The 18,505-nt window shown below is 67.0% G+C and carries 23 protein-coding genes; 19 read left to right on the plus strand and 4 right to left on the minus strand.

The features are described 5' to 3' along the window. Positions 1 to 24: 24 nt before the first annotated feature. Together BIU96_RS04305 and BIU96_RS04310 are read right to left on the minus strand one after the other, a co-directional pair. On the minus strand, positions 25 to 483 hold the full coding sequence (locus tag BIU96_RS04305; RefSeq protein ID WP_071291389.1) for a SufE family protein: 459 nt from the start codon (positions 481 to 483) through the stop codon (positions 25 to 27). Beyond that, positions 480 to 1,385, minus strand: coding sequence for a sulfurtransferase (locus tag BIU96_RS04310; protein WP_071291390.1), 906 nt, complete (start codon positions 1,383 to 1,385; stop codon positions 480 to 482). The genes BIU96_RS04305 and BIU96_RS04310 overlap by 4 nt, the downstream gene beginning before the upstream one ends. Before the next feature lie 215 nt (positions 1,386 to 1,600). On the opposite strand from BIU96_RS04310, the gene zapE reads away from it, so the two are divergent. From zapE to BIU96_RS04370, 16 genes are all read left to right on the plus strand, one after another. Then, entirely contained in the window at positions 1,601 to 2,557 is a 957-nt protein-coding gene (gene zapE / locus BIU96_RS04315; protein ID WP_083402652.1) for a cell division protein ZapE, read from the plus strand. A gap of 177 nt (positions 2,558 to 2,734) precedes the next feature. Then, positions 2,735 to 4,009, plus strand: coding sequence for an ammonium transporter (locus tag BIU96_RS04320; protein WP_071291392.1), 1,275 nt, complete (start codon positions 2,735 to 2,737; stop codon positions 4,007 to 4,009). 201 nt (positions 4,010 to 4,210) lie between these two features. Next, a complete protein-coding gene (locus BIU96_RS04325) occupies positions 4,211 to 5,272 on the plus strand; it encodes a DUF6177 family protein (RefSeq protein WP_071291393.1) in 1,062 nt (353 codons plus the stop codon). Then, positions 5,269 to 5,625 carry a hypothetical protein gene (locus tag BIU96_RS04330; protein WP_071291394.1) on the plus strand — a complete coding sequence of 119 codons (357 nt, stop codon included), beginning with the start codon at positions 5,269 to 5,271 and terminating at the stop codon, positions 5,623 to 5,625. The genes BIU96_RS04325 and BIU96_RS04330 overlap by 4 nt, the downstream gene beginning before the upstream one ends. 45 nt (positions 5,626 to 5,670) lie before the next feature. Then, positions 5,671 to 6,030, plus strand: coding sequence for a DUF6507 family protein (locus tag BIU96_RS04335; protein ID WP_071291395.1), 360 nt, complete (start codon positions 5,671 to 5,673; stop codon positions 6,028 to 6,030). Further along, a complete protein-coding gene (locus tag BIU96_RS04340; protein WP_071291396.1) occupies positions 6,027 to 8,159 on the plus strand; it encodes a hypothetical protein in 2,133 nt (710 codons plus the stop codon). Before BIU96_RS04335 ends, BIU96_RS04340 begins: the two co-directional genes overlap by 4 nt. Before the next feature lie 2 nt (positions 8,160 to 8,161). Continuing rightward, entirely contained in the window at positions 8,162 to 8,650 is a 489-nt protein-coding gene (locus tag BIU96_RS19325; protein ID WP_139199785.1) for a hypothetical protein, read from the plus strand. Positions 8,651 to 9,086: 436 nt separating this feature from the next. Continuing rightward, positions 9,087 to 9,926: a hypothetical protein gene (locus BIU96_RS04350; RefSeq protein WP_071291398.1), complete on the plus strand. Its 840-nt coding sequence runs from the start codon at positions 9,087 to 9,089 to the stop codon at positions 9,924 to 9,926. Positions 9,927 to 10,190: 264 nt separating this feature from the next. Continuing rightward, positions 10,191 to 11,042 carry a hypothetical protein gene (locus BIU96_RS04355; protein WP_139199787.1) on the plus strand — a complete coding sequence of 284 codons (852 nt, stop codon included), beginning with the start codon at positions 10,191 to 10,193 and terminating at the stop codon, positions 11,040 to 11,042. A gap of 238 nt (positions 11,043 to 11,280) precedes the next feature. Beyond that, complete coding sequence (locus BIU96_RS19330; protein ID WP_139199789.1) at positions 11,281 to 11,574, plus strand: RNase A-like domain-containing protein; 294 nt, start codon at positions 11,281 to 11,283, stop codon at positions 11,572 to 11,574. A 3-nt stretch (positions 11,575 to 11,577) separates the two neighbouring features. Beyond that, positions 11,578 to 11,925: a hypothetical protein gene (locus BIU96_RS19335; RefSeq protein ID WP_139199791.1), complete on the plus strand. Its 348-nt coding sequence runs from the start codon at positions 11,578 to 11,580 to the stop codon at positions 11,923 to 11,925. Between the two features lie 60 nt (positions 11,926 to 11,985). Further along, positions 11,986 to 12,150, plus strand: coding sequence for a hypothetical protein (locus BIU96_RS19710; protein ID WP_175477452.1), 165 nt, complete (start codon positions 11,986 to 11,988; stop codon positions 12,148 to 12,150). 198 nt (positions 12,151 to 12,348) lie between these two features. Next, positions 12,349 to 12,858 (plus strand): hypothetical protein, encoded by a 510-nt coding sequence (locus tag BIU96_RS04360; RefSeq protein WP_139199793.1) that lies wholly within the window; start codon positions 12,349 to 12,351, stop codon positions 12,856 to 12,858. Positions 12,859 to 12,871: 13 nt separating this feature from the next. Continuing rightward, positions 12,872 to 13,705, plus strand: a complete 834-nt coding sequence (locus BIU96_RS04365; RefSeq protein ID WP_139199795.1) for a hypothetical protein — start codon at positions 12,872 to 12,874, stop codon at positions 13,703 to 13,705. A 139-nt stretch (positions 13,706 to 13,844) separates the two neighbouring features. After that, entirely contained in the window at positions 13,845 to 14,021 is a 177-nt protein-coding gene (locus BIU96_RS19715; protein ID WP_175477453.1) for a hypothetical protein, read from the plus strand. A 1-nt stretch (position 14,022) separates the two neighbouring features. After that, positions 14,023 to 14,370, plus strand: coding sequence for a hypothetical protein (locus tag BIU96_RS04370; RefSeq protein ID WP_071291402.1), 348 nt, complete (start codon positions 14,023 to 14,025; stop codon positions 14,368 to 14,370). Between the two features lie 183 nt (positions 14,371 to 14,553). Here the strand turns inward: BIU96_RS04370 and BIU96_RS19720 are convergent, their stop codons facing one another. After that, positions 14,554 to 15,144: a hypothetical protein gene (locus tag BIU96_RS19720; RefSeq protein ID WP_175477454.1), complete on the minus strand. Its 591-nt coding sequence runs from the start codon at positions 15,142 to 15,144 to the stop codon at positions 14,554 to 14,556. Here BIU96_RS19720 and BIU96_RS04380 point away from each other — a divergent pair. After that, positions 15,125 to 15,781 carry a tyrosine-protein phosphatase gene (locus BIU96_RS04380; protein WP_071291404.1) on the plus strand — a complete coding sequence of 219 codons (657 nt, stop codon included), beginning with the start codon at positions 15,125 to 15,127 and terminating at the stop codon, positions 15,779 to 15,781. The genes BIU96_RS19720 and BIU96_RS04380 overlap by 20 nt on opposite strands. A gap of 119 nt (positions 15,782 to 15,900) precedes the next feature. Here BIU96_RS04380 and BIU96_RS04385 read toward each other — a convergent pair whose 3' ends face one another. Beyond that, positions 15,901 to 16,872: an aldo/keto reductase gene (locus tag BIU96_RS04385; RefSeq protein WP_071291405.1), complete on the minus strand. Its 972-nt coding sequence runs from the start codon at positions 16,870 to 16,872 to the stop codon at positions 15,901 to 15,903. Between the two features lie 100 nt (positions 16,873 to 16,972). Between BIU96_RS04385 and BIU96_RS04390 the strand changes: the two genes are divergently transcribed. Together BIU96_RS04390 and BIU96_RS04395 are read left to right on the plus strand one after the other, a co-directional pair. Beyond that, complete coding sequence (locus BIU96_RS04390; protein ID WP_071291406.1) at positions 16,973 to 17,398, plus strand: ChaB family protein; 426 nt, start codon at positions 16,973 to 16,975, stop codon at positions 17,396 to 17,398. A 52-nt stretch (positions 17,399 to 17,450) separates the two neighbouring features. Continuing rightward, on the plus strand, positions 17,451 to 18,416 hold the full coding sequence (locus BIU96_RS04395) for a beta-ketoacyl-ACP synthase III (RefSeq protein WP_071291407.1): 966 nt from the start codon (positions 17,451 to 17,453) through the stop codon (positions 18,414 to 18,416). Positions 18,417 to 18,505: the final 89 nt, after the last annotated feature.

The following is an 18,505-nucleotide window of genomic DNA, read 5'->3' on the forward strand; positions in this document are numbered from 1 at the left end:
AGCTGGCACCGTGCCTCCCGGCCGTCAGGCGGTTGCGTCTGCGGTCTGCAGCCCGACCTGTCGCTGCACCCGGCCGAGCATGCCGACCATCCCGCGGATCCGCAGCGGGCTGACCGCCTCGGAGAGCCCGAGCGTCAGCGGGTAGTCGGCCGGCACGGCGAGCACCTGCGCGACGGTCAGGCCGGACAGGCCCTGCGCCAGGATCGACGCGAAGCCACGGGTGGTCGGCGCCTCGCGCGGGGCCGTCGCGTGCATGCGGACGACGTCGTCGGGGTCACCGTCCTCGCCCACCGTCACCGTGATGAAGACGGGGGACTGGCACTCCTCGACGCGTTCGAGTTCGTCCTCGTGGCCCTGCAACCGTTCGGGCAGCGCCGGGAGCTCGTTCGAGAACTCGAGGAGGAGCTGCAGCCGGTCCTGCTGGGACAGCTCGAGGAAGTCGTCGCGGATCTCGGCGAGGGGCTGGGGGAGTGCGTCGGTCATCGGTTCGGCAGCGTACCCGGTTCGGTGCCGACGGCGATCGGGACGCGGACGGCGCTGCCCCACTCCGTCCACGAGCCGTCGTAGTTGCGGACGTTCTCGTAGCCGAGCAGGTGCTGCAGGACGAACCAGGTGTGGCTCGACCGCTCGCCGATGCGGCAGTAGGCGATGACCTCGTCGGCGTCGCCGATGCCGGCGCCCTCGCGGTAGATCGCGTCGAGCTCCTGGCGCGACCGGAAGGTGCCGTCGGGTGCGGCGGCGGTCGCCCACGGGATGTTGACCGCGGTGGGGACGTGGCCGGCGCGGAGGGCGCCCTCCTCCGGGTAGTCCGGCGCGGTGGTCCGCTCGCCGCTGTACTCGGGCCCGCTGCGGACGTCGATGAGGGGCTTGCCGAGGTGGGCGAGGACGTCGTCCTTGTAGGCGCGGATCTCGGTGTCGATGCGGTCCACGACCGGGTACTCGACCGGCGTGACCCTCGTGGGGTCGGTGGTGATCGCGCGGTCCTCGGCGATCCACTTCGCGCGGCCGCCGTCGAGGAGACGGACGTCTTCGTGGCCGAAGAGCGAGAAGACCCACAGCGTGTAGGCGGCCCACCAGTTGTTCTTGTCGCCGTAGATCACCACGGTCGTCTCGCGGCCGATGCCCTTGCCGCCGAGGAGCTCCGCGAAGGCCTCGCCGTCGACGTAGTCGCGCAGCACCGGGTCGTTGAGGTCGGTGTGCCAGTCGATCTTCACGGAGCCGGGGATGTGCCCGGTCTCGTAGAGCAGGACGTCCTCGTCGGACTCGACGACGACCAGGTCGGGGGTGTCCGCGTCGAGCTGTTCCTGCAGCCACTCGGTGGAGACGAGGCGCTCCGGGTGCGCGTAGGCGGTGAACTTCTCGGACGGGTCGACCGGTGCGGTCATGGTGGGCTACCTCCAGGGTGCGGGCGACGTGCTCCGACGGATCGTCGGGACGGCACCGGGACTAGGATCGGTCGTCGGTGCCTCTGGGCAACGGTACGCGGACGTGCCGTCGCCTCCTGCAACGTGACACCGCACGACATGCTTCCCGGAGGGTCTCGCAGTTGCCACAGCCAGCTCGTCTCGTCGACCGTGACCCGCAGGTCACCCCGCAGCAGATGGCAGCGTCGCTGGTCCCGCCGCCCCAGTTCACGGAGGCGTCGTTCGCGTCGTACCGGCCCGACCCGGACTACCCGTCGCAGGCGGAGGTCCGGGACGCGGTGGAGGCGTTCGTCGTCGCGGGACCGGAGGCCGCCTCGCCGCGTCGCGGGCTGTTCGGGCGTCGGAAGGCGGCCTCGACGGACGCTGCCGCCACGTCCGGCGTCTACCTCGACGGCGGCTTCGGGGTGGGCAAGACCCACCTGCTCGCCGCGGCGTACCACGCGGCCTCCGGCCGGAAGACCTTCGGCACCTTCATCGAGTACACCGCGCTCGTGGGCGCCCTCGGGTTCCAGGGGACGGTCGACCTGCTGCGCGGGACGGCGCTCGTCTGCATCGACGAGTTCGAGCTCGACGACCCGGGCGACACGATGGTGATGACCCGGCTCATCAAGGAGCTGTCCGAGACCGGCACCCGCTTCGCCGCGACGTCGAACACCCCGCCGGGGGCCCTCGGCGAGGGACGGTTCGCGGCACAGGACTTCCTCCGTGAGATCCAGGCGATGTCCGACCGGTTCGACACCCTGCGCATCGACGGCCTCGACTACCGCCGCCGCGCGGTCGACGAGTCGGCCCGGGTGGTCACCGACGTCCCGGGGTCGCTGCCCGCGGGCGAGGTGACGCTCGACGACTTCCGGACCGTCGTCGCGCACCTCGGCTCGGTGCACCCGTCGAAGTACGTCGCCATGGTGGAGGGGCTCGACGCCGTCGGGCTGACCGACGTGCAGGCGTTCGCCGACCAGACCGACGCGCTCCGCTGGGTGGCACTCGTCGACCGGCTGTACGACGCCCAGGTCAGGATCGTCGCGTCCGGCACCCCGCTCGACCAGGTCTACCCGGAGTCGATGCTGAGCGGCGGCTACCGGAAGAAGTACCTCCGCGCTGCCAGCCGGGTCGTCGCGCTGTCCCGTGCCTGATCGTCTGCACGCCCCTCGTTCAGGGGACTGACCGGGGTACGAAACACGACGTTTACACGGAGCGCCCTCGCGTTACACCCGCGAAACACTTCGTGCTCCCTCGTGAAACCTCACGTCGCCAGACTCGTCACACCCGAAGCGGTCCAAGAGCCGTTGGTGCAATCGAGAGGTGAACAGATGCTTGATCAGGGCAACACGACGTTCGTGTTGGTCATGGCGGCGCTGGTGTTGTTCATGACACCCGGCCTGGCCTTCTTCTACGGCGGTCTGGTGAAGGCCAAGTCCGTCATCAGCATGATGATGATGTCCTTCGGGGCGATCGCCTTGGTGAGCGTCCTCTGGGTGCTCTACGGCTACGCGATCGCCTTCGCCAACCACGGTGACGGCACGGCGGTCTCCGGCGTCGTCGGCTTCTTCAGCATCGACTGGAACCAGATCGGTCTCGGCCAGGCGTTCGAGGAGGCCAAGGCCTCGACGATCAACGCCGCGTACCCGTCGATGGCGTTCGTCGGCTTCCAGGCCACCTTCGCGATCATCACGGTCGCGCTCATCTCCGGCGCCATCGCCGACCGCGCCAAGTTCGGCGCCTGGATGGTCTTCGCGGGCGTCTGGGTCACCGTGGTGTACTTCCCGGTCGCCTCGTGGGTCTTCAACCTCACCTCGGGTTGGGCCGCCACGTGGGGCGTCATCGACTTCGCCGGTGGCACCGCGGTGCACATCAACGCCGGTGCAGCGGGTCTCGCCCTGGCGATCGTCCTCGGCAAGCGCGTCGGCTTCGCCAAGGGTGCGCACAAGCCGCACAACCCGCCCTTCGTCCTGCTCGGTGCCGCGATCCTGTGGTTCGGCTGGTTCGGGTTCAACGCCGGGTCCGAGGGCGCTGCTGACGGCATCGCCGCGATCGCCTGGGTGAACACGCTCGCCGCCCCCGCCGCCGCGATCCTCGGTTGGCTGCTCGTCGAGAAGCTCAAGGACGGCAAGGCCACCTCGATCGGTGCCGCCTCGGGTGCCGTCACCGGCCTCGTCGCGATCACCCCGGCATGTGCCAACCTGACCCCGGGCTGGGGCATCCTGCTCGGCTTCATCGCGGGCATCATCTGCTGCTTCGCGATCGACTGGAAGTACCGCCTCGGCTTCGACGACTCGCTCGACGTGGTCGGCGTGCACCTGGTCGGCGGCATCGTCGGCACGCTGTACCTCGGCTTCTTCGCCAACGACACCGGCCTGATCTACTCCGGTTCGTTCGCTCAGCTCGGCAAGCAGGCCGCTGCTGCCGGTGCCGTCGGCGCCTACTCGTTCATCCTCGCGTTCATCATCGGCATGATCATCGAGAAGACGATGGGCTTCCGCGTCAAGACCGAGGACGAGGTCGCCGGCATCGACACCGCCGTCCACGGTGAAGAGGGCTACGTCCTCTACGAGGACCGCGACGAGACCCCGGTCTCCGTCCGCTAGTCACCAGCACCACCCGTCCGACGGGCCCCGCGCACACAGCAGCGCGGGGCCCGTCGTCGTGCCGGGGGTGCTCGGCGGCGCGCTGCGGCGCGGGCTGGGTGCGTCGAACCACGGATCCGACGTCGAACCGGTCGCGCTGCCCGGTTCGACGTCGGATCCGTGGTGCGATCCCGAACGGCGAGCGACCGGTAGGGTTCCGGCGTGGACGACGTCACCCTCGCGCACCCGCTGGTCGACGCCGTCGGGCCCGGCTTCGTCGTCTCCGAGACCGACGCCGCGATCGTGTCGCTCTCCTCCGCCCGCATGGGCCTGGTGCTCGAGACCCGTGCCGCCGACCTCGCGTTCGTGCTGCTCACCCCGCCCACGAGCCGCCTCACCCCGGCGATGCTCGCGATGCTCCGGCGCACGAGCAGCGCGTGGGTCGTCCGCGAGGGCGACCGCTACCGCGCCGCCGGTTCCGCCGAGGTCGTCGACGACGTCGCGACCGCGATGCTCGCCCCGCAGGCCTCGCCGCGCACCACCCGGCTCGGCGCCGACGAGGTCCCCTGGGTCGAGCTGATCGTGTCCGTCCACCACCCCGCCACCGAGCAAGCCGGCATCGGCCGTACCGCCGAGCTCCTGCTCGAGGGACTCGCCGGCAGCGCGCCGACCGCCTGGGGCACGGTCGAGCCGGCCACGCTCGCCTGGAGCGTCGGCGCCGTCACCGACTACGCCCGCGGGCGCGCGCCCCGTCCGACCCGGCTCGTCGCCGTCGCCCCGGTCGACGGCGGGTTCGCTGCGGTGCAACTCCGCATCGAACGGTCCGCGACGGGCGTCACCGAGGAGACACGGTTGGCACTGCCACGGCCGGGAGGCACGGTGCCGGTCACCGGGAACGACTCGCCTCCGGTGGACGGTCCGGTCGTCGACGTCCTGGCCGACCTCGCGCGTCGACAGCGAGTGCTGCTCGCGACGGCGTGGCGGTCAGGCGGGCACCCGGATGCGACCCTCGCCGCTCGGCAGCGCGGCATGCCCGTCCCCCTCGGAGCGGTCGTCGGTGCCGCCGCCGTGCGGGACCTCGGCGTCGACACCGGTTCGTTGCCGGTGGGTGCCACGCCGGTCGGGACGCCGCGCGTGCCGTCGCTGCTGCTCGACTTCTCGCCGCCGACCGCAGGGCTGACCGGGGGCGCCGAGGTGGAGGCCCGCTGGCGGCGGCTCGCCGAGCTCGGCACCGCGCTCGGCCCCCGTGCCGTCGAACTGCTCGGGTTCGGGGCGGACCGATGAGCGCCGAGTGGACCATCCTCAGCGCCGACCACGTGGATGCCGCTGCCGTGCTGACCGGGGCCGCTGCGGTCGACCCGACGATCGGCATCCGCCAGCTCTGGGCGGGCGATGCGTTGCAGCTCGTGTCGGACGACGGGGTGGTGCTCCTCACGCTCTTCCAGTCCCGCCGGCTCGACAGCGTCACCGACGCGGAGCGGCTGCTCGCCAGACCGTTGTCGGTGGCGGGTGATCGGCTATGGTGGACCGAGATCCACGCGGCCGCGCAACCCCCGTTCCGGGGGACGGCCGAGCGGATCGTGCACAGCATCGCGGACGCCGCCGGGGGAACGGCGGAGTCCCGAGCCGCGCAGTGACCACGCGATCGCTCTGACCGAGCGGGACCACGACCAGGGGGAGCCATGGGGAACGGCTGGCAGATCGAGCCCGCGGGCGTGCAGACGACGCTCACCGACACCGAGACCGCGGCGACGAACCTCTCGACCGCGTTCGACGGCCTCGCCGACGCCCACGCGGCGCTCACGACCGCCGTCGGGGACGACCAGGCGGTCGCCGGTGCCGTCGCCGCGCTCATCGAGAGCCACTCGGCCCTCCTGCAGCGCGTGGGTAACCACATCACCGCCGGTCTGGCCGGTGCTGCCACCGCGACCCTCGCTTACTACCACGGTGACGAGGAGATGGCCGCGACGGCGCAGACCAACGCGATCCGTGCCTCCAGTACCGGCGATTTCTCGGCCTTCGACCTGGGTGGTGACCAGTGACGAGCCAGTGCCGCGCCGACGGCCTGATCGATCCGGATGCGATCCCCGGCGCGAACATCGACGCGGCGAAGGTCGAGACCGCCGGCACGGCCTTCTCGACGTCGGCCACCGACGTCGAGACCCGCGGCGGCGAGGTGAAGACCGCGTGGGCGAAGCTCGGCAGCAGCTACACGACACCGGACTCGGCAGACCTGCTCGCGGTCATGGACGGCGTCGAGACCGACACCGCGGCACTCGCCGCGACCCTGCAGAAGGCGTCGACGTTCATCGGCGACTACGCGACGGCGGTCGCGCCCATCGCGAAGCGGCTCGTCGAACTGAAGGCCGAGGCCGCGACGTTCGTCGAGAAGGCGCTGAAGGGCAAGACCGTCGGCCCGTGGGACCCGGAGCACCCGGCCAACCAGGGCATCGTCGGGCTCGTCCAGAACTTCGGCGAGGTGCTCGATGACGTGCACCTGCCGTGGGATCAGTACACGCCGTACGTCGACGAGAACAACGAGCTGCTCACCAAGGTCGCCGAGCAGGAGACGAAGCTCTCCGCCGCGTCCGCTGAGTGTGTCAACGCGATCAACGGGCTGCGCACCGACATGTGCCTGGCGCCGGTGCAGGCCGTCGACTACACGGCCGCAGTCAAGGCGAACGAACCGATGCCGTGGGGGAGCACCGGGCGCGGCGACCAGTCGTGCCAGGAATCGTTCGACTCCGGCGTGTACGACGCCGCGAAGGGCACGGTCGAGGGACTCGGCGGGCTGATCGGGTACAACTCGCAGACCGGCGAGTGGGGTGACGGCGACTGGGCGGCGCAGTCCTGGAAGGGCTTCGCGGAGTCCCTCGGGCTGATCGTCCTGATGGGCAGCCCGCCGCTCCTGATCGCCGCGGCACTGCCGAAGGGCGTCCTGCCGGATGTCGTCGGTGACACCGCGCGGAACATCATGGACAAGCAGAAGACCCTCGTCGAGGGCTTCGTCGGATCACCGGAGGACTGGCGGGACGACCCCGCTCACGCTGCCGGTGGTGCCGCGTTCAACATCGGCACGCTGTTCATCCCCGGCGCGGGCGAGATCGGCGCGGGCGCGAAGGTGGCGGCGCTCGGGTCGCGGCTCGCGGTGCTCGGGGCCGACGGCAGCAAGCTCGCGGCGATCGGTTCGAAGGTCGCGGCCGCCGGCACCACGATCGTGCGGGTCGGGGATGCGCTGTCGAGCCTGCCGGGCAAGGCGTTGTCGGGAGTCTCGGACCTGCTGGCGCGGGGGCGTGGCGGGTTCGCGGATGCACTCCGAGGGCTCGGGGACCGGATCCCGACCGTGAAGGTCAGCGTCGAGCACGCCATGGCGACGCCGGACGGGTTCGGAGTGGGGCTCGGGCGGCCGCACATCGAGGTGGGGAACCCGGGTTCGGGTGGGCACTGGTTGCACTCGGTGGCGGATCGGGTGGAGGGTGAGACGACGCCGCGACCGGCCGTGGGCCAGGAATCGATGCCTCACGCTGAGACGGAATCAGGGGTCGACCCCGCTGCGTCTCCCGGGATCGCTCACGGCGATGGTGCCGGTGCCCTTGATCCGTCAAATGGGGCGCGCGGACACATCGCTGACTCTCCGCGGGAACTCGAGCACGCACAAATGGAATCTCGGACTGGTTTCCGTCCGCCGGACACCGCACGGGACCTGCAGCCCACCATCGGAGCGGCCGAGCATGGCCACGTTGGACATTGGATCGCAAGCGAGCGCATCGAGGGTGGCAAGGGGATGCTCGACCAGGAGTGGGTGACGGGGATCAAATCGCTGCCCGACGGGCGGATCCCCGAGTACGAGGTGCCGAATCAAGCACATCCGACTCACCCGTTGAAGCTCGATGACTTCAGCATTGTCGATGGGCGCCCGACTGTCACCGAGGTGAAGGGCAACTACGGCTGGTTGCAAAGCCTGTCGCCGGCCCGGAAGGCAGAGATGATCGAGGGATGGGCCAAGTCGGCCATGGCCAAACTTAACGCGCTTGAGGACCCAAACGTGCAGTTGCGATGGGTATTCACTCGGGATCCGGATATCGCAGCAGAATTCGCCCACGCGATTCGACGACTGAGGAATGTATCGGTAGAATACATCGAGATGCCTCGCGATTTCAAGGGATGGTAAGCGTGCAGACCAATGTCACCGACTGGTACCTCGTGGCAGACTGGGATGCAAGGCCCGAGTCTGCGGACGTGATCGCTGCTCGTCTGGTTGAGACTTCCGCCGCGATCAAAGTTGCGCTGCCTGTGTTCGATGGAATATGGACGTTCCACGATCGGAACATCGATAGTGCAGATGAGAGGTCATGGTCGGGACTCGTCGCTTCGTCGCCGTACGAAGTCGACGGCGTTGCGGAACCGGCACGGGGATTCACGCTCTCATTGGCTTCAGCGATTCCGGGTGGGTCAATGCTGCATGCATCGGTAACGGCTGGTGCGGCGTTCCAGACCATCATCAACAAACCGAACGAGTTCGTCTTAGACTTTCGTGCTCGCCGCTTTGGTGAGGCGGTAGAAATCGATCTGCCGATACCCGCGGACGAACGGTTCCGAGACCTTGGCTTGAGGATCAAAGACATCTGGGATGCCTCCGATCTCCGCGTCGAGTTCGACTGAAGTAGACGGTGCCGCCCAGGTCGTTGTGAAGCGATGATCGATCGCCGCCACCCGCTCAGCGAGCGCGAGCGCGTGCGCGACGCTGATGAGCAGCGGCTGGCTGGCGGTCCGGACCGACTCGCCGAAGACCATGGCGGGCACTGCTGTAGGCCGGCCATGGCGGTTCACCGTACGGCGTGAATCTCACTCCGGAACACGGCCGAAGTGTCAATCTGGGAGCAGTCCGGAGGGTGGAGAACTCCATCTCCAAGATGCTGCGGGAAGATCCGAACACCTCGGTGTACCTGAGCCGCGAGATACAACATCTTGGTCGCGCTGATCGTGAGTCGATATTCTTGATCCACTGGGGACGGGACGGTGTCGAGCACCTGCAACAAGTCCGCGTCACGAACCACGTCTCGCATGAGGCGGCAACAAGGACCGGAGGCCTCGCGGATTGAGTTCTGTATCTGACGTCATCGACCAACAGAATGCGCTCGCGATCCTCACGTTCGACCGGCTGGGATCAGGGTGGCAACGTTCGACGAGTGTCTTCGTCAGTCTCGGCGTGACCGCGCGGATCGAGCGGGCCGTCGACACTGGCGTTGCAGTCATTCACACCCCTCCCGCTGACCTCGCGGAATTCGAGGCGTGGAGTCGTCTGCGCGAAGTCATGGCCGAACCAGAACAGGGTGCCTGGTTCACAGGGCGCCTGCGCCTGGATTCAAGTGGTGCTTACCAGTTCGAGTTCTCCTGGGACGACGAGCCCCGATGGCCACTGCTGATCGACATCGATGGACAGCTCGTGGACTCATTGCCGGTGGAGAATTCGGAATTGCGAGAAGACATGGTGATGCACCCGCGGCCTGCGGCTACGACACCACCATGGCTCATCGAGCGTCTCGGCGCATCTCCGCTGCACTTCTCTGACAGGTGGGACGCGCGACTCGAGCCGCTCGGAAGCAGCCCGAACTGGTCGATCGTCCGGGAAATGGTCCGTGACACGATCCAGCTGCTCGGCGATGATCGAGATGCCGTACTGGAACGTGATGTGATCACCGAAGCGGTTTACAGTGAATTGCTGGCATCGACACGGGTGAGTCAGATGATGCGCTTACTCCGAGATGCAGCGGCAGCTGGTGTGGTCGACGAGCCGGCGCAGCTGAATTCGGACGAGGGTGGCCCGTCGCGAGACGCGATCAGGAACGACCAAGCGTTCCATCGCAACGTCGTCGTGCTGCTGTCGCTTATCGACCAGCTCGCGGACCAGGAGATCGCGAACGTCGTGAAGTCTTGAGATGAGCTCCGGGACCACTCCTTCTGTTACGACTTCAGGAATTCGTCGCTTGAGAAACTTGCTGTCAAGGACCGCGGCGAGATCCTGAGCGCTGTCAGCAGAGACGGAAGATCCGAACACGGTTGGGTGGGCGGGTGTTCCTCAAGGAATTCGCGAACGCAGTCGTAACTCACGTGTTTCGGCCGTTGGCTTAGCGGCATCCATCGAGGCATTGATAGCAACGACTTCTTAAGTTTTTGACACGGAGGCCGATTCTTGGGATCGATGGAAGCTGAACTCGCTGCGCAGAATGAAGTAGCTGCGCTGACGATGCGAACGCTTGGTGAAGGTTGGGCGACCTGTCATGACGTTTTCGTCGAGGTCGCGAACACCCAGCAGCTCAACGGCATTCTTTCGACTTTTGACGGTCAGTCTGTGCAGCGTCCCACGCCCGCAATCGAGCTCTACGGTGCTTGGTCGCGGCTTCGCGGCGTCATGGCCGGTGCCGACCGCGGAGCATGGTTGACCGGTCACCTGAAGGTGTCGAGCGACGGTCATTACAGCATGGATTTCGAGTGGGATGAGCGCCCTGTCTGGCCGAGCAGTGTGGGTACGGGTGGGGCAGTTCAGCAGGGCCGAGACATCGAGCGCTCCGCGTTGCTTGCTGATCTCCTTCGGTACCCGCGAGTTCCGGAGATGACGCCGCGATGGCTCGAGGAATTGCAGTCCCTGCCGGTCCCGGAATTCCGAGACGCCGTGTGGCCGAGCGCGATGCTTAAGATGCAGGAGAATTCCGACTGGATGGTCATCGCTGAAGGCGTGAAGCGGCTTCTACGTGAAGCGATCCTCGACGATGAACTCGACCTGCTGGATGACGATGAGGTTGCCGATGGCTTCCTTCAGGACGTCTTGAATCAAGTCGATGCGGGCCGGCTTCGATCCATCGTGTCGATGATTCCGAGCGAGGGAACCACTCAAGATCACGTGTGGAGTGGAATCGACCCTTCTGTCAACGCGGGCCCGGCGCTGATTGAGTATCCGCAGCTATCACCGCAGATCGCCCTACTCCGCGACGCGCTCGAGGGGCTGGTCGGGTTCGAGCGCAGCGCGGTGCGTTTGCCCGGCGTGGATGGGTGATCGCTCACCGGGGGTGGATCGTGACTGAAGACCGGCAGCAGATCCTCGCGCCCGACATCGCGCCCGATGACGCGCAGGCCACGGCGGAGCGTCTTCGCAAGTGGCTCCGAGACCGCCGGTTCGCTCCACGAAGCACGTGGAGTCGCAGTCCCCGCCGACTTGCTCGGTCCGGGCTTCGTAGCGACGCCGTACGGTTCCGAGCTCCCCGGGTACAACCCGCTGTGATGCTTCATCGATCATGGGTAGAGACCCAATGCCGAAAAACGGTCACGGCGCGTTCCGGCTGACTGTCGACGATCTCAATAGAGTTCTCGGTGAGGCGCTCGATGCGAACAAGGGATCCGTAGATAGGTGGTTGTCGGGACCGGACAAGGTTAAAGCGTTCACCGCGACGTTCCGGGACCCGATTGGTCGGTACTACCTTCATGAAGTCGTCGATAGCCACACGGCCACAGTGATCCTCAGACGCGATACCTCTGCACCGCAGGGCTTCTTCATCAAGACCGCATTCCCAACGCCACCGGAGGTGTGATATATGCCTGACATCGAAGATCTGCGTACAGTAGAACTTCGTCGAACCTTTCCTGCGCTTTCGTCTCTTCTCCCTGCAATCTTCTACCCCACCTGGGAGATGGACTATCGTGATGCTTCTGAAGCATTCGATGATGCTCTTGAAGGATTATCTGTGCAGTCCGCAACTGATGTGCGAGCAGAGATCGACTCAGTACTGAGTACCGGCATGGACGATGCGACTGTGTCGGCTCTCATCCTCAAGCTGAACGCCAGCGTCGACCCGATGACCCACACCGGATTGGGCGGGCGGGCGTTCCTCAAGGAATTCGCGAACGCAGTCGTAACTCACGTGTTCCGGCCGTCGGCCTAGCGACATCCGTTTCAGCCGCGGTAACAACAACTGCTCCCGTTCGCTCCCGGGGACCAGCCGGTGATCGGACACGTCGAACTGCAGTCTGACCACGCCACCGCGACGTGGGAACTGGTGAAGCGCAACAATGCCGGGATGGCCGAGCAGCAGTACTTTACGGGTATCCAACAAGCTGGTGACGGCACGGTCCCCGACCTGGTCATCCGCACCGAACACGGCCGATAGACCGCGCTCGACGGCTTCCGCGTCGAGGACGGTCAACGGGTCTTCGTGGACACGACGGGCGACTACCCGATTTCATGAAGGAAGATCAGGGACGGATTCAGTTCCGTTCGGTGGTGAGCACCACAGTGCTCGACTCGCCGCCGACTACGATGGACAGGTCGTGGAATAGCGGCCTCTACCGGATGGGTTTGCAGGATGGTGAGCAGCGTCATCGACGTTTCGGGTTGCCAGATGAAAGTGCAGTGGGCGGCGCGGCAACAGTCCGCTGAGGTGATCGCGGATCTCGCATTGCAGAGTTGCGATCGGTTCGTCCGAGCGTTCCCGGAGTTCGAGGGAGCGTGGAAGGTGAGCAGCGAGGTCGGCTCGGTCGACTACAGGGACAGCGCAGTTCCCGAACTCGTGCGATCGAGCCTGCTGCGTGTCGACGGTGAGCCGGATCCGGCTCGGGGGTTCAGCTTCTTGCTGCTCTCGCCAGTGGTTGACGGTACCTATGCGGCGATCCGCGTGCGAGCCGGTGCCACACATCAAACGCGACGGGTGGCACCGAACTCGGTCGCAGTGGACTTTTCTTCCGAGGAATTCGGCGAACCGGTGACCCAGAGCACGTCGGATCCGAGTTTCGAGGCATTCGTTGACCTGGCAAAGTCCCTCGAGGTGCTCTGGGAGGCAGAGGGCATCAAGGTTGCCGACCGTGCGCCTGAGGACTGAAAGGTTGAACTCAGTGGAAGATCTGCACGGCTTGCAGAATCGCCTTGCGACCTTGACCCTCGACCGCATGCCGAGCGCATGGTCGCGCGCGACTTCAGTCTTTGTGAACGTCGGTGTCTCGTCGCGACTGCAGCGCGCGGTGCTCACCGCGAGCGGGATGACTTTCGGCCCTCCCGCCGACCTGGCGGAGTGGCAAGCCTGGAAGGATCTTCGAGCCTTCATGTCTGACGCGGACCACGGCGCTTGGTTCACGGGTCGACTCCAGGTCGAGAGCTCGGGAGCCTATCGGTTCGATTTCGACTGGGACACTGAGCCGCAGTGGCCGGTCCAGGCCGACCTCGACGGCAACATCGTGCAATCTGAGCGCGTCGAGACCACGCAGCTTCGTGAAGATCTGAAGCAGCACCCGCGGGATGCCAAGACCACGCCGGAGTGGCTCGTGCAGCGCCTCGCAGCCAATCCGCTTCGTTTCGTGGATGCTTGGCAACCAGCGCTCGCGCCGCTGGCGAGCAATGAGAACTGGATGATCGTTCGGGACATGATCCGCGACGCCATCCAGGCCGGTAGTGATGACGACGGCGTCGCAGTGGAAGCAGATCAAGTTGCTGAGGTCGTCTCCAGCGAACTCGTCGGCTCGACGCGCGTCGGGCAAGTCTTGCGCCTCTGTCGTGAGGCGTCCGAGGGCGGACTGATCGAGTTCCGACCGGGGTCGACTGCGGATGCAGTGGAGCCAACGAGCGCGGCGCTCGACGATGACGAGGTCGTCCGGGTCAATGTCGAGGCCCTGATGCGTCCGCTCGTAGCTCTTGCCAGTCAAGAACTCCTCAACGCGCAGTCAGCATCCTGATCAGCGGACGGCTGAGCTTCGGGTGTGAACACCGAGCCCGACGGGACGGATTCCGTCTCCCTGGGGACGATCTCAACCGTTTGATCGGCCGCACCCTGGAGAGCCGAGCCGAGCCGACGAGATCTCGAACTGGTTGAACATGGAGCCCAAGCCCAAGATCTTCACGATCACCGCGACGCTCGATCAGGTGATCGGACGGCGGTTCGGTGGTGGGGTCACAGACAAAGAGCAGATGTGGATGCAGTTGTTGTGGGACGAGAACAGTCCAGGCGGTTTCGTGGTCCGGACCGCGTACCCGACCCGGCTCGGAGGGTGACATGACTGGATTGACCGAGATCGGGTACGAGAACTACTCCGAGGCTATTCCTCTCCTTGGGGGCTTCCTGGAGAACCTCTACCAATACTGGTGGGACGACTACTCGTCCGTTGCCGACTACGTCGACTTCTACATCGACGGGCTCAGCCGCGAAGAGCTTGCTGGAATGTCGAAGGAGTTCGTCTCGCTGGGTGCTGACGGCGCCGAGGGTCGGGAGGTGGACGCATTTCTTCGTCGGATGAACGCGAACTACCGCCTTGGTTCCGGGTCAGGTCGGGCGTTGTTGCGCGAAGTTGGCAAGCGAGTAAAGGAGCTCGCCGACGGCGCGGTTCCGAAGGTCTTCGACTGAATGGTGAGCACTCGGACTCAACCGAGTTCCGAACACGACCTCCCCTTCGTACTGGCGACGTTCTCAGGCATTGAACTGAACGTTGCCATCACGGCGCTCGGACGGTCACGGGTGCGGCGAGGAGCGCTACCGCCCTCCGCGTGAGCGCCGGGACGACAGGGCCTCGCCAGTCTCGAGACGAGGTCACCGTTGGCGGTGCACGTAAGCCCATCGGTTCGCGAATGATCCACGGACCTCGGTCAGCAGCCGCCGCGCGAGGGCAATGCCGTCGTACCCGAAACACTCGATCGTGATTCCTGGGTTCCCGAACACGACACTGCTCGCCACGTTCATGTCGCCGGCGAGGGCAACTGCTCCACACTGGCCGCACGTGAACACCGGTTCTGGGCCGGACATCCAGTCGCCGAGGTGCGAGATGTCCTCGTCGGCGATTTCGCTGTCGCACTGCCAGCAGCGCGGACCTTCCATGTCGCTGACCGCGTCCCACATCGAGTCCTCGACGGAGCAGAGGATCGCGCTTGACGGTGCGCTGCTCCACGTCGACTCACGGAACGAGTCCGCGTGCGCACCGAGGGCATCCGGTCCGTTCGCGGACGCCGATCGGACGCTCCAGCCGGACGCGCGGAGCCAATCGTTCACGTCGGCAGCCATTCGTCGCTGATCACGCTCGGCGATGTCGAGGGCGACGATGAGTTCGGTGTGTTCACTCATGGTTCGATCCTCGCAGACGGCTCGTTCCCGGCAGAGTGGAAGCATGACCTCGACGACGAGCATCCTCACCAACCTCCGCCCCGTCGGCGGTACCGCCCTCCAGGCCGACCACCCTCGGACCGTGTACCGGGCGAACACCGAGCCGGTGGGACCGGACGCCTACCCGCCCGGCCCCGCCGCGGTGATCGATCTCCGCCGGGTCGACGAGACCGCCGCCGTGCCGCATCCGCTCGCGGCGTCGCCCGGCTACCGAGGTGTCCCGATGTTCGATCCGTCGTCGGGGCTCGAGTCGGCCGCCGAGGCCATCGCCCTCGAGGACCAGTACATCGACTGGCTCAACCGGCACCGCACCGGGATCGCCGAAGCGCTCCGCGCCGTCGCTGCCACCGACGGTGACGTGCTGGTCTGCTGCTCGGCCGGGAAGGACCGCACCGGGATCGTCAGCGCGCTGCTCGCACGGCACTGGGGCGCGGACATCGACTCGATCGGCGAGGACTACGCCATGAGTGCCGAGCGGCTCGTCGACCGCTTCGCACGGGAACGCGCAGCGAGCGCCGACCCCGAGGCCACCGCGATCGCGCAACGGTGCGTGCCGGAGATCATGACCACGGTCATCGATCACGTCGAGCGTCGCTGGGGCTCGGTCGACGCGTACCTGCGGGCGATCGGCCTGCAGGACGACGAGATCGCGCGCCTCTGATCGCGACGCTGGTCACGCTCTGGACGTGACCACGCACTGGAGGCGCGGTGCGGGTCCGACCCGCACCGCGCCTCCAGGCAGATGGTCGCGTCAGCGACCCGCTGGTTCCGTCGGGGACGTCACCAGGCGTAGTCCTCCGGCGAGGTCTTGTGCCCCGGGAAGATCTCGTCGAGCCGGTCCAGCGCACGCTGGTCGAGGCGGATGTCGACGGCGCGGACCGCGGACTCCCACTGCTCCATCGTGCGCGGGCCGGTGATCGGCGCGGTGACGCCGGGCTGGTGCAGCAGCCACGCGAGGGCGAGCTCGCCGGGGGTGTGGCCGAGCTCCTTCGCGAAGGACTCGTAGGCCTGGATCTGGTCACGGTGCGAGTCGACGTACTCGGCACTGCGGCCGGAGAGGCGACGCGAGCCGTTCTCGGTCTTCTCGATCACGCCGCCGAGGAACCCGCCCTGCAACGGGGACCACGGGATCACGCCGAGTCCGTAGTGGCGGGCGGCGGGCAGGACCTCGCGCTCGACGTCGCGGACGACGAGGTTGTAGATCGACTGCTCGCTGACGAGGCCGAGGAAGTTGCGGTGCTTCGCGGCTTCCTGCGCCTGGGCGATGTGCCAGCCGGCGAAGTTCGACGAGCCGACGTAGAGCACCTTGCCCTGCGCGACCGCGAGTTCCATGGCCTGCCAGATCTCGTCCCACGGGGTGTCCCGGTCGACGTGGTGCATCTGGTACAGGTCGATGTGGTCGGTCTGCAGGCGGCGCAGCGAGGCGTCGAGCGACTGGCGGATGTTGTACGCCGAGAGCTTGCCGCCGTTCGGCCAGTCGATCATCTCGCCGTAGACCTTGGTGGCGAGGACCGTCTTCTCGCGACGTCCGCCGCCCTTGGCGAACCAGCGGCCGATGATCTCCTCGGTGGCGCCCTTGCCCACCGAGCCGCCGTAGCCGTTGGCGGTGTCGAAGAAGTTCACGCCGAGCTCGTGCGCCCGGTCCATGATCGCGTGCGAGTCGTCCTCGCTGGTCTCCGGACCGAAGTTCATGGTGCCGAGCACTGCGCGCGAGACCGACAGCCCTGTCCGTCCGAGATGTGTGTAGTCCATCACCTCGGTCTACTCGTGACGCGCTGGGGGAGCCAGGCCCTGGGAGTACCGGTCGGGGTTCGGGGAGTAGTCAGGAGGGGTCAAGCGAGAGGAGTCACCCATGCCAGCCAAGGACGAGATCCCCAGCACCCTGCAGCGGTCGCCGGAGCACGCGCAGGAGATCTTCGAGAAGGCGCTCGACTCGGCGAACGAGTCCTACGGACCGGGCGAGCGGGCGCACCGCACCGCGTTCGCCGCCGTGAAGCACGAGTACGAGAAGGTCGGCGACCACTGGGAGGAGAAGGAGTCCTCCGGGCCGTCCGACTCCGGCGCTGCCGGCTCCCGGGGTTCGGGTTCTTCGGGTTCGGGTTCTTCGGGTTCTTCGGGGAAGACCGAGGGCGGCGTCGACGCGAATGCCTCGAAGGCGCACCTGATGGACGTCGCGAAACGGCTCGACATCAGCGGCCGATCGACGATGAACAAGGACGAACTGGTCGACGCGATCAAGAAGGCGAACGACCGGTCCACCGCGGCTGCCCGGAAGTGACGTATGCCGCGCCGCGCATGACCGGGTCACGAGGCGGAGTAGCGTGCCGAGGATGAACACCCCAGCACTCCGTGGCAGCCGGATCCTCGGGTTCGGGCACCACCAGCCCGCCAAGGTCCTCACCAACGACGAGCTGTCGACCATGGTCGACACGAACGACGAGTGGATCCGCACCCGTACCGGCATCGAGACCCGGCACATCGCCGGACCCGACGACACCGTCACGTCGATGGCGATCGAGGCGGGCCGCAACGCCCTCGCCGACGCGGGCGTCGATCCGTCCGAGGTCGGCCTCGTCATCGTCGCGTCGACCACCCACCAGGACCGGGCGCCGTACACCGCCGGTCGGGTCGCGGCGGCGCTCGGCCTCTCCGCCCAGGCAGCGCCGATCGACATCAACACCGCGTGCTCCGGGTTCGAGTACGCCCTGGGACTCGCCGACCAGTCCGTCCGGATGGGGTCCGCCGACACGGCCCTCGTGATCGGGTCGGAGGTCCTGTCGAGCATCGCCGACTGGACCGACCGCTCGACCTGCGTCCTCGTCGGGGACGGCGCGGGCGCAGCGGTCGTCGGCGTCTCGGACACGCCGGAGATCGGACCGGTGTCGTGGGGGAGCGTGCCGCACCTGCTCGACGCCGTGCGGGTCGAGGGCGATCCCGGCCACTTCAACCAGGAGGGTCGCTCGATCTACCGCTGGGCCATCACCGAGGCGGAGGGTCACGCGCGTGCCGTCGTGGAGGCCGCCGGGCTCACGCTCGACGACATCGAGGTGTTCGCGTTCCACCAGGCGAACCTGCGGATCATCGAGCCGCTCGTCACCGCGCTCGGCGGCGAGTCGAAGTTCGTCGTGCGGGACGTGGTCGAGTCGGGGAACACTTCGGCTGCGAGCGTCCCCCTCGGGTTGTCCAAGGCGTGGTCGCGGGGCTCGCTGCCCGAGGGCGTTCCGGCGCTGCTGTTCGGTTTCGGCGGAGGGTTCGCCCACGCGGGGCAGGTGGTGACGACGCCGGTGCGTCGCTGACGCGGTGGTCGCGAGTCGCTGACGGACTGGAGGCGCGGTGCCAGCTGGCACCGCGCCTCCAGTCCGTCACGGGTGGCGGTCCGTCAGTT

Origin of the sequence: Curtobacterium sp. MCBA15_008 (assembly GCF_001865065.1) — a bacterium.
Taxonomy (GTDB): Bacteria; Actinomycetota; Actinomycetes; order Actinomycetales; family Microbacteriaceae; genus Curtobacterium.

Coding starts and splice junctions, on each gene's coding strand:
- BIU96_RS04305 (WP_071291389.1), bottom strand. CDS start 483: ATGACCGACGCACTCCCCCAGCCCCTCGCCGAGATCCGCGACGACTTC.
- BIU96_RS04310 (WP_071291390.1), bottom strand. CDS start 1,385: ATGACCGCACCGGTCGACCCGTCCGAGAAGTTCACCGCCTACGCGCAC.
- zapE (WP_083402652.1), top strand. CDS start 1,601: ATGGCAGCGTCGCTGGTCCCGCCGCCCCAGTTCACGGAGGCGTCGTTC.
- BIU96_RS04320 (WP_071291392.1), top strand. CDS start 2,735: ATGCTTGATCAGGGCAACACGACGTTCGTGTTGGTCATGGCGGCGCTG.
- BIU96_RS04330 (WP_071291394.1), top strand. CDS start 5,269: ATGAGCGCCGAGTGGACCATCCTCAGCGCCGACCACGTGGATGCCGCT.
- BIU96_RS04335 (WP_071291395.1), top strand. CDS start 5,671: ATGGGGAACGGCTGGCAGATCGAGCCCGCGGGCGTGCAGACGACGCTC.
- BIU96_RS04355 (WP_139199787.1), top strand. CDS start 10,191: ATGGAAGCTGAACTCGCTGCGCAGAATGAAGTAGCTGCGCTGACGATG.
- BIU96_RS19330 (WP_139199789.1), top strand. CDS start 11,281: ATGGGTAGAGACCCAATGCCGAAAAACGGTCACGGCGCGTTCCGGCTG.
- BIU96_RS19335 (WP_139199791.1), top strand. CDS start 11,578: ATGCCTGACATCGAAGATCTGCGTACAGTAGAACTTCGTCGAACCTTT.
- BIU96_RS19715 (WP_175477453.1), top strand. CDS start 13,845: ATGGAGCCCAAGCCCAAGATCTTCACGATCACCGCGACGCTCGATCAG.
- BIU96_RS04370 (WP_071291402.1), top strand. CDS start 14,023: ATGACTGGATTGACCGAGATCGGGTACGAGAACTACTCCGAGGCTATT.
- BIU96_RS04380 (WP_071291404.1), top strand. CDS start 15,125: ATGACCTCGACGACGAGCATCCTCACCAACCTCCGCCCCGTCGGCGGT.
- BIU96_RS19720 (WP_175477454.1), bottom strand. CDS start 15,144: ATGCTCGTCGTCGAGGTCATGCTTCCACTCTGCCGGGAACGAGCCGTC.
- BIU96_RS04385 (WP_071291405.1), bottom strand. CDS start 16,872: ATGGACTACACACATCTCGGACGGACAGGGCTGTCGGTCTCGCGCGCA.
- BIU96_RS04390 (WP_071291406.1), top strand. CDS start 16,973: ATGCCAGCCAAGGACGAGATCCCCAGCACCCTGCAGCGGTCGCCGGAG.
- BIU96_RS04395 (WP_071291407.1), top strand. CDS start 17,451: ATGAACACCCCAGCACTCCGTGGCAGCCGGATCCTCGGGTTCGGGCAC.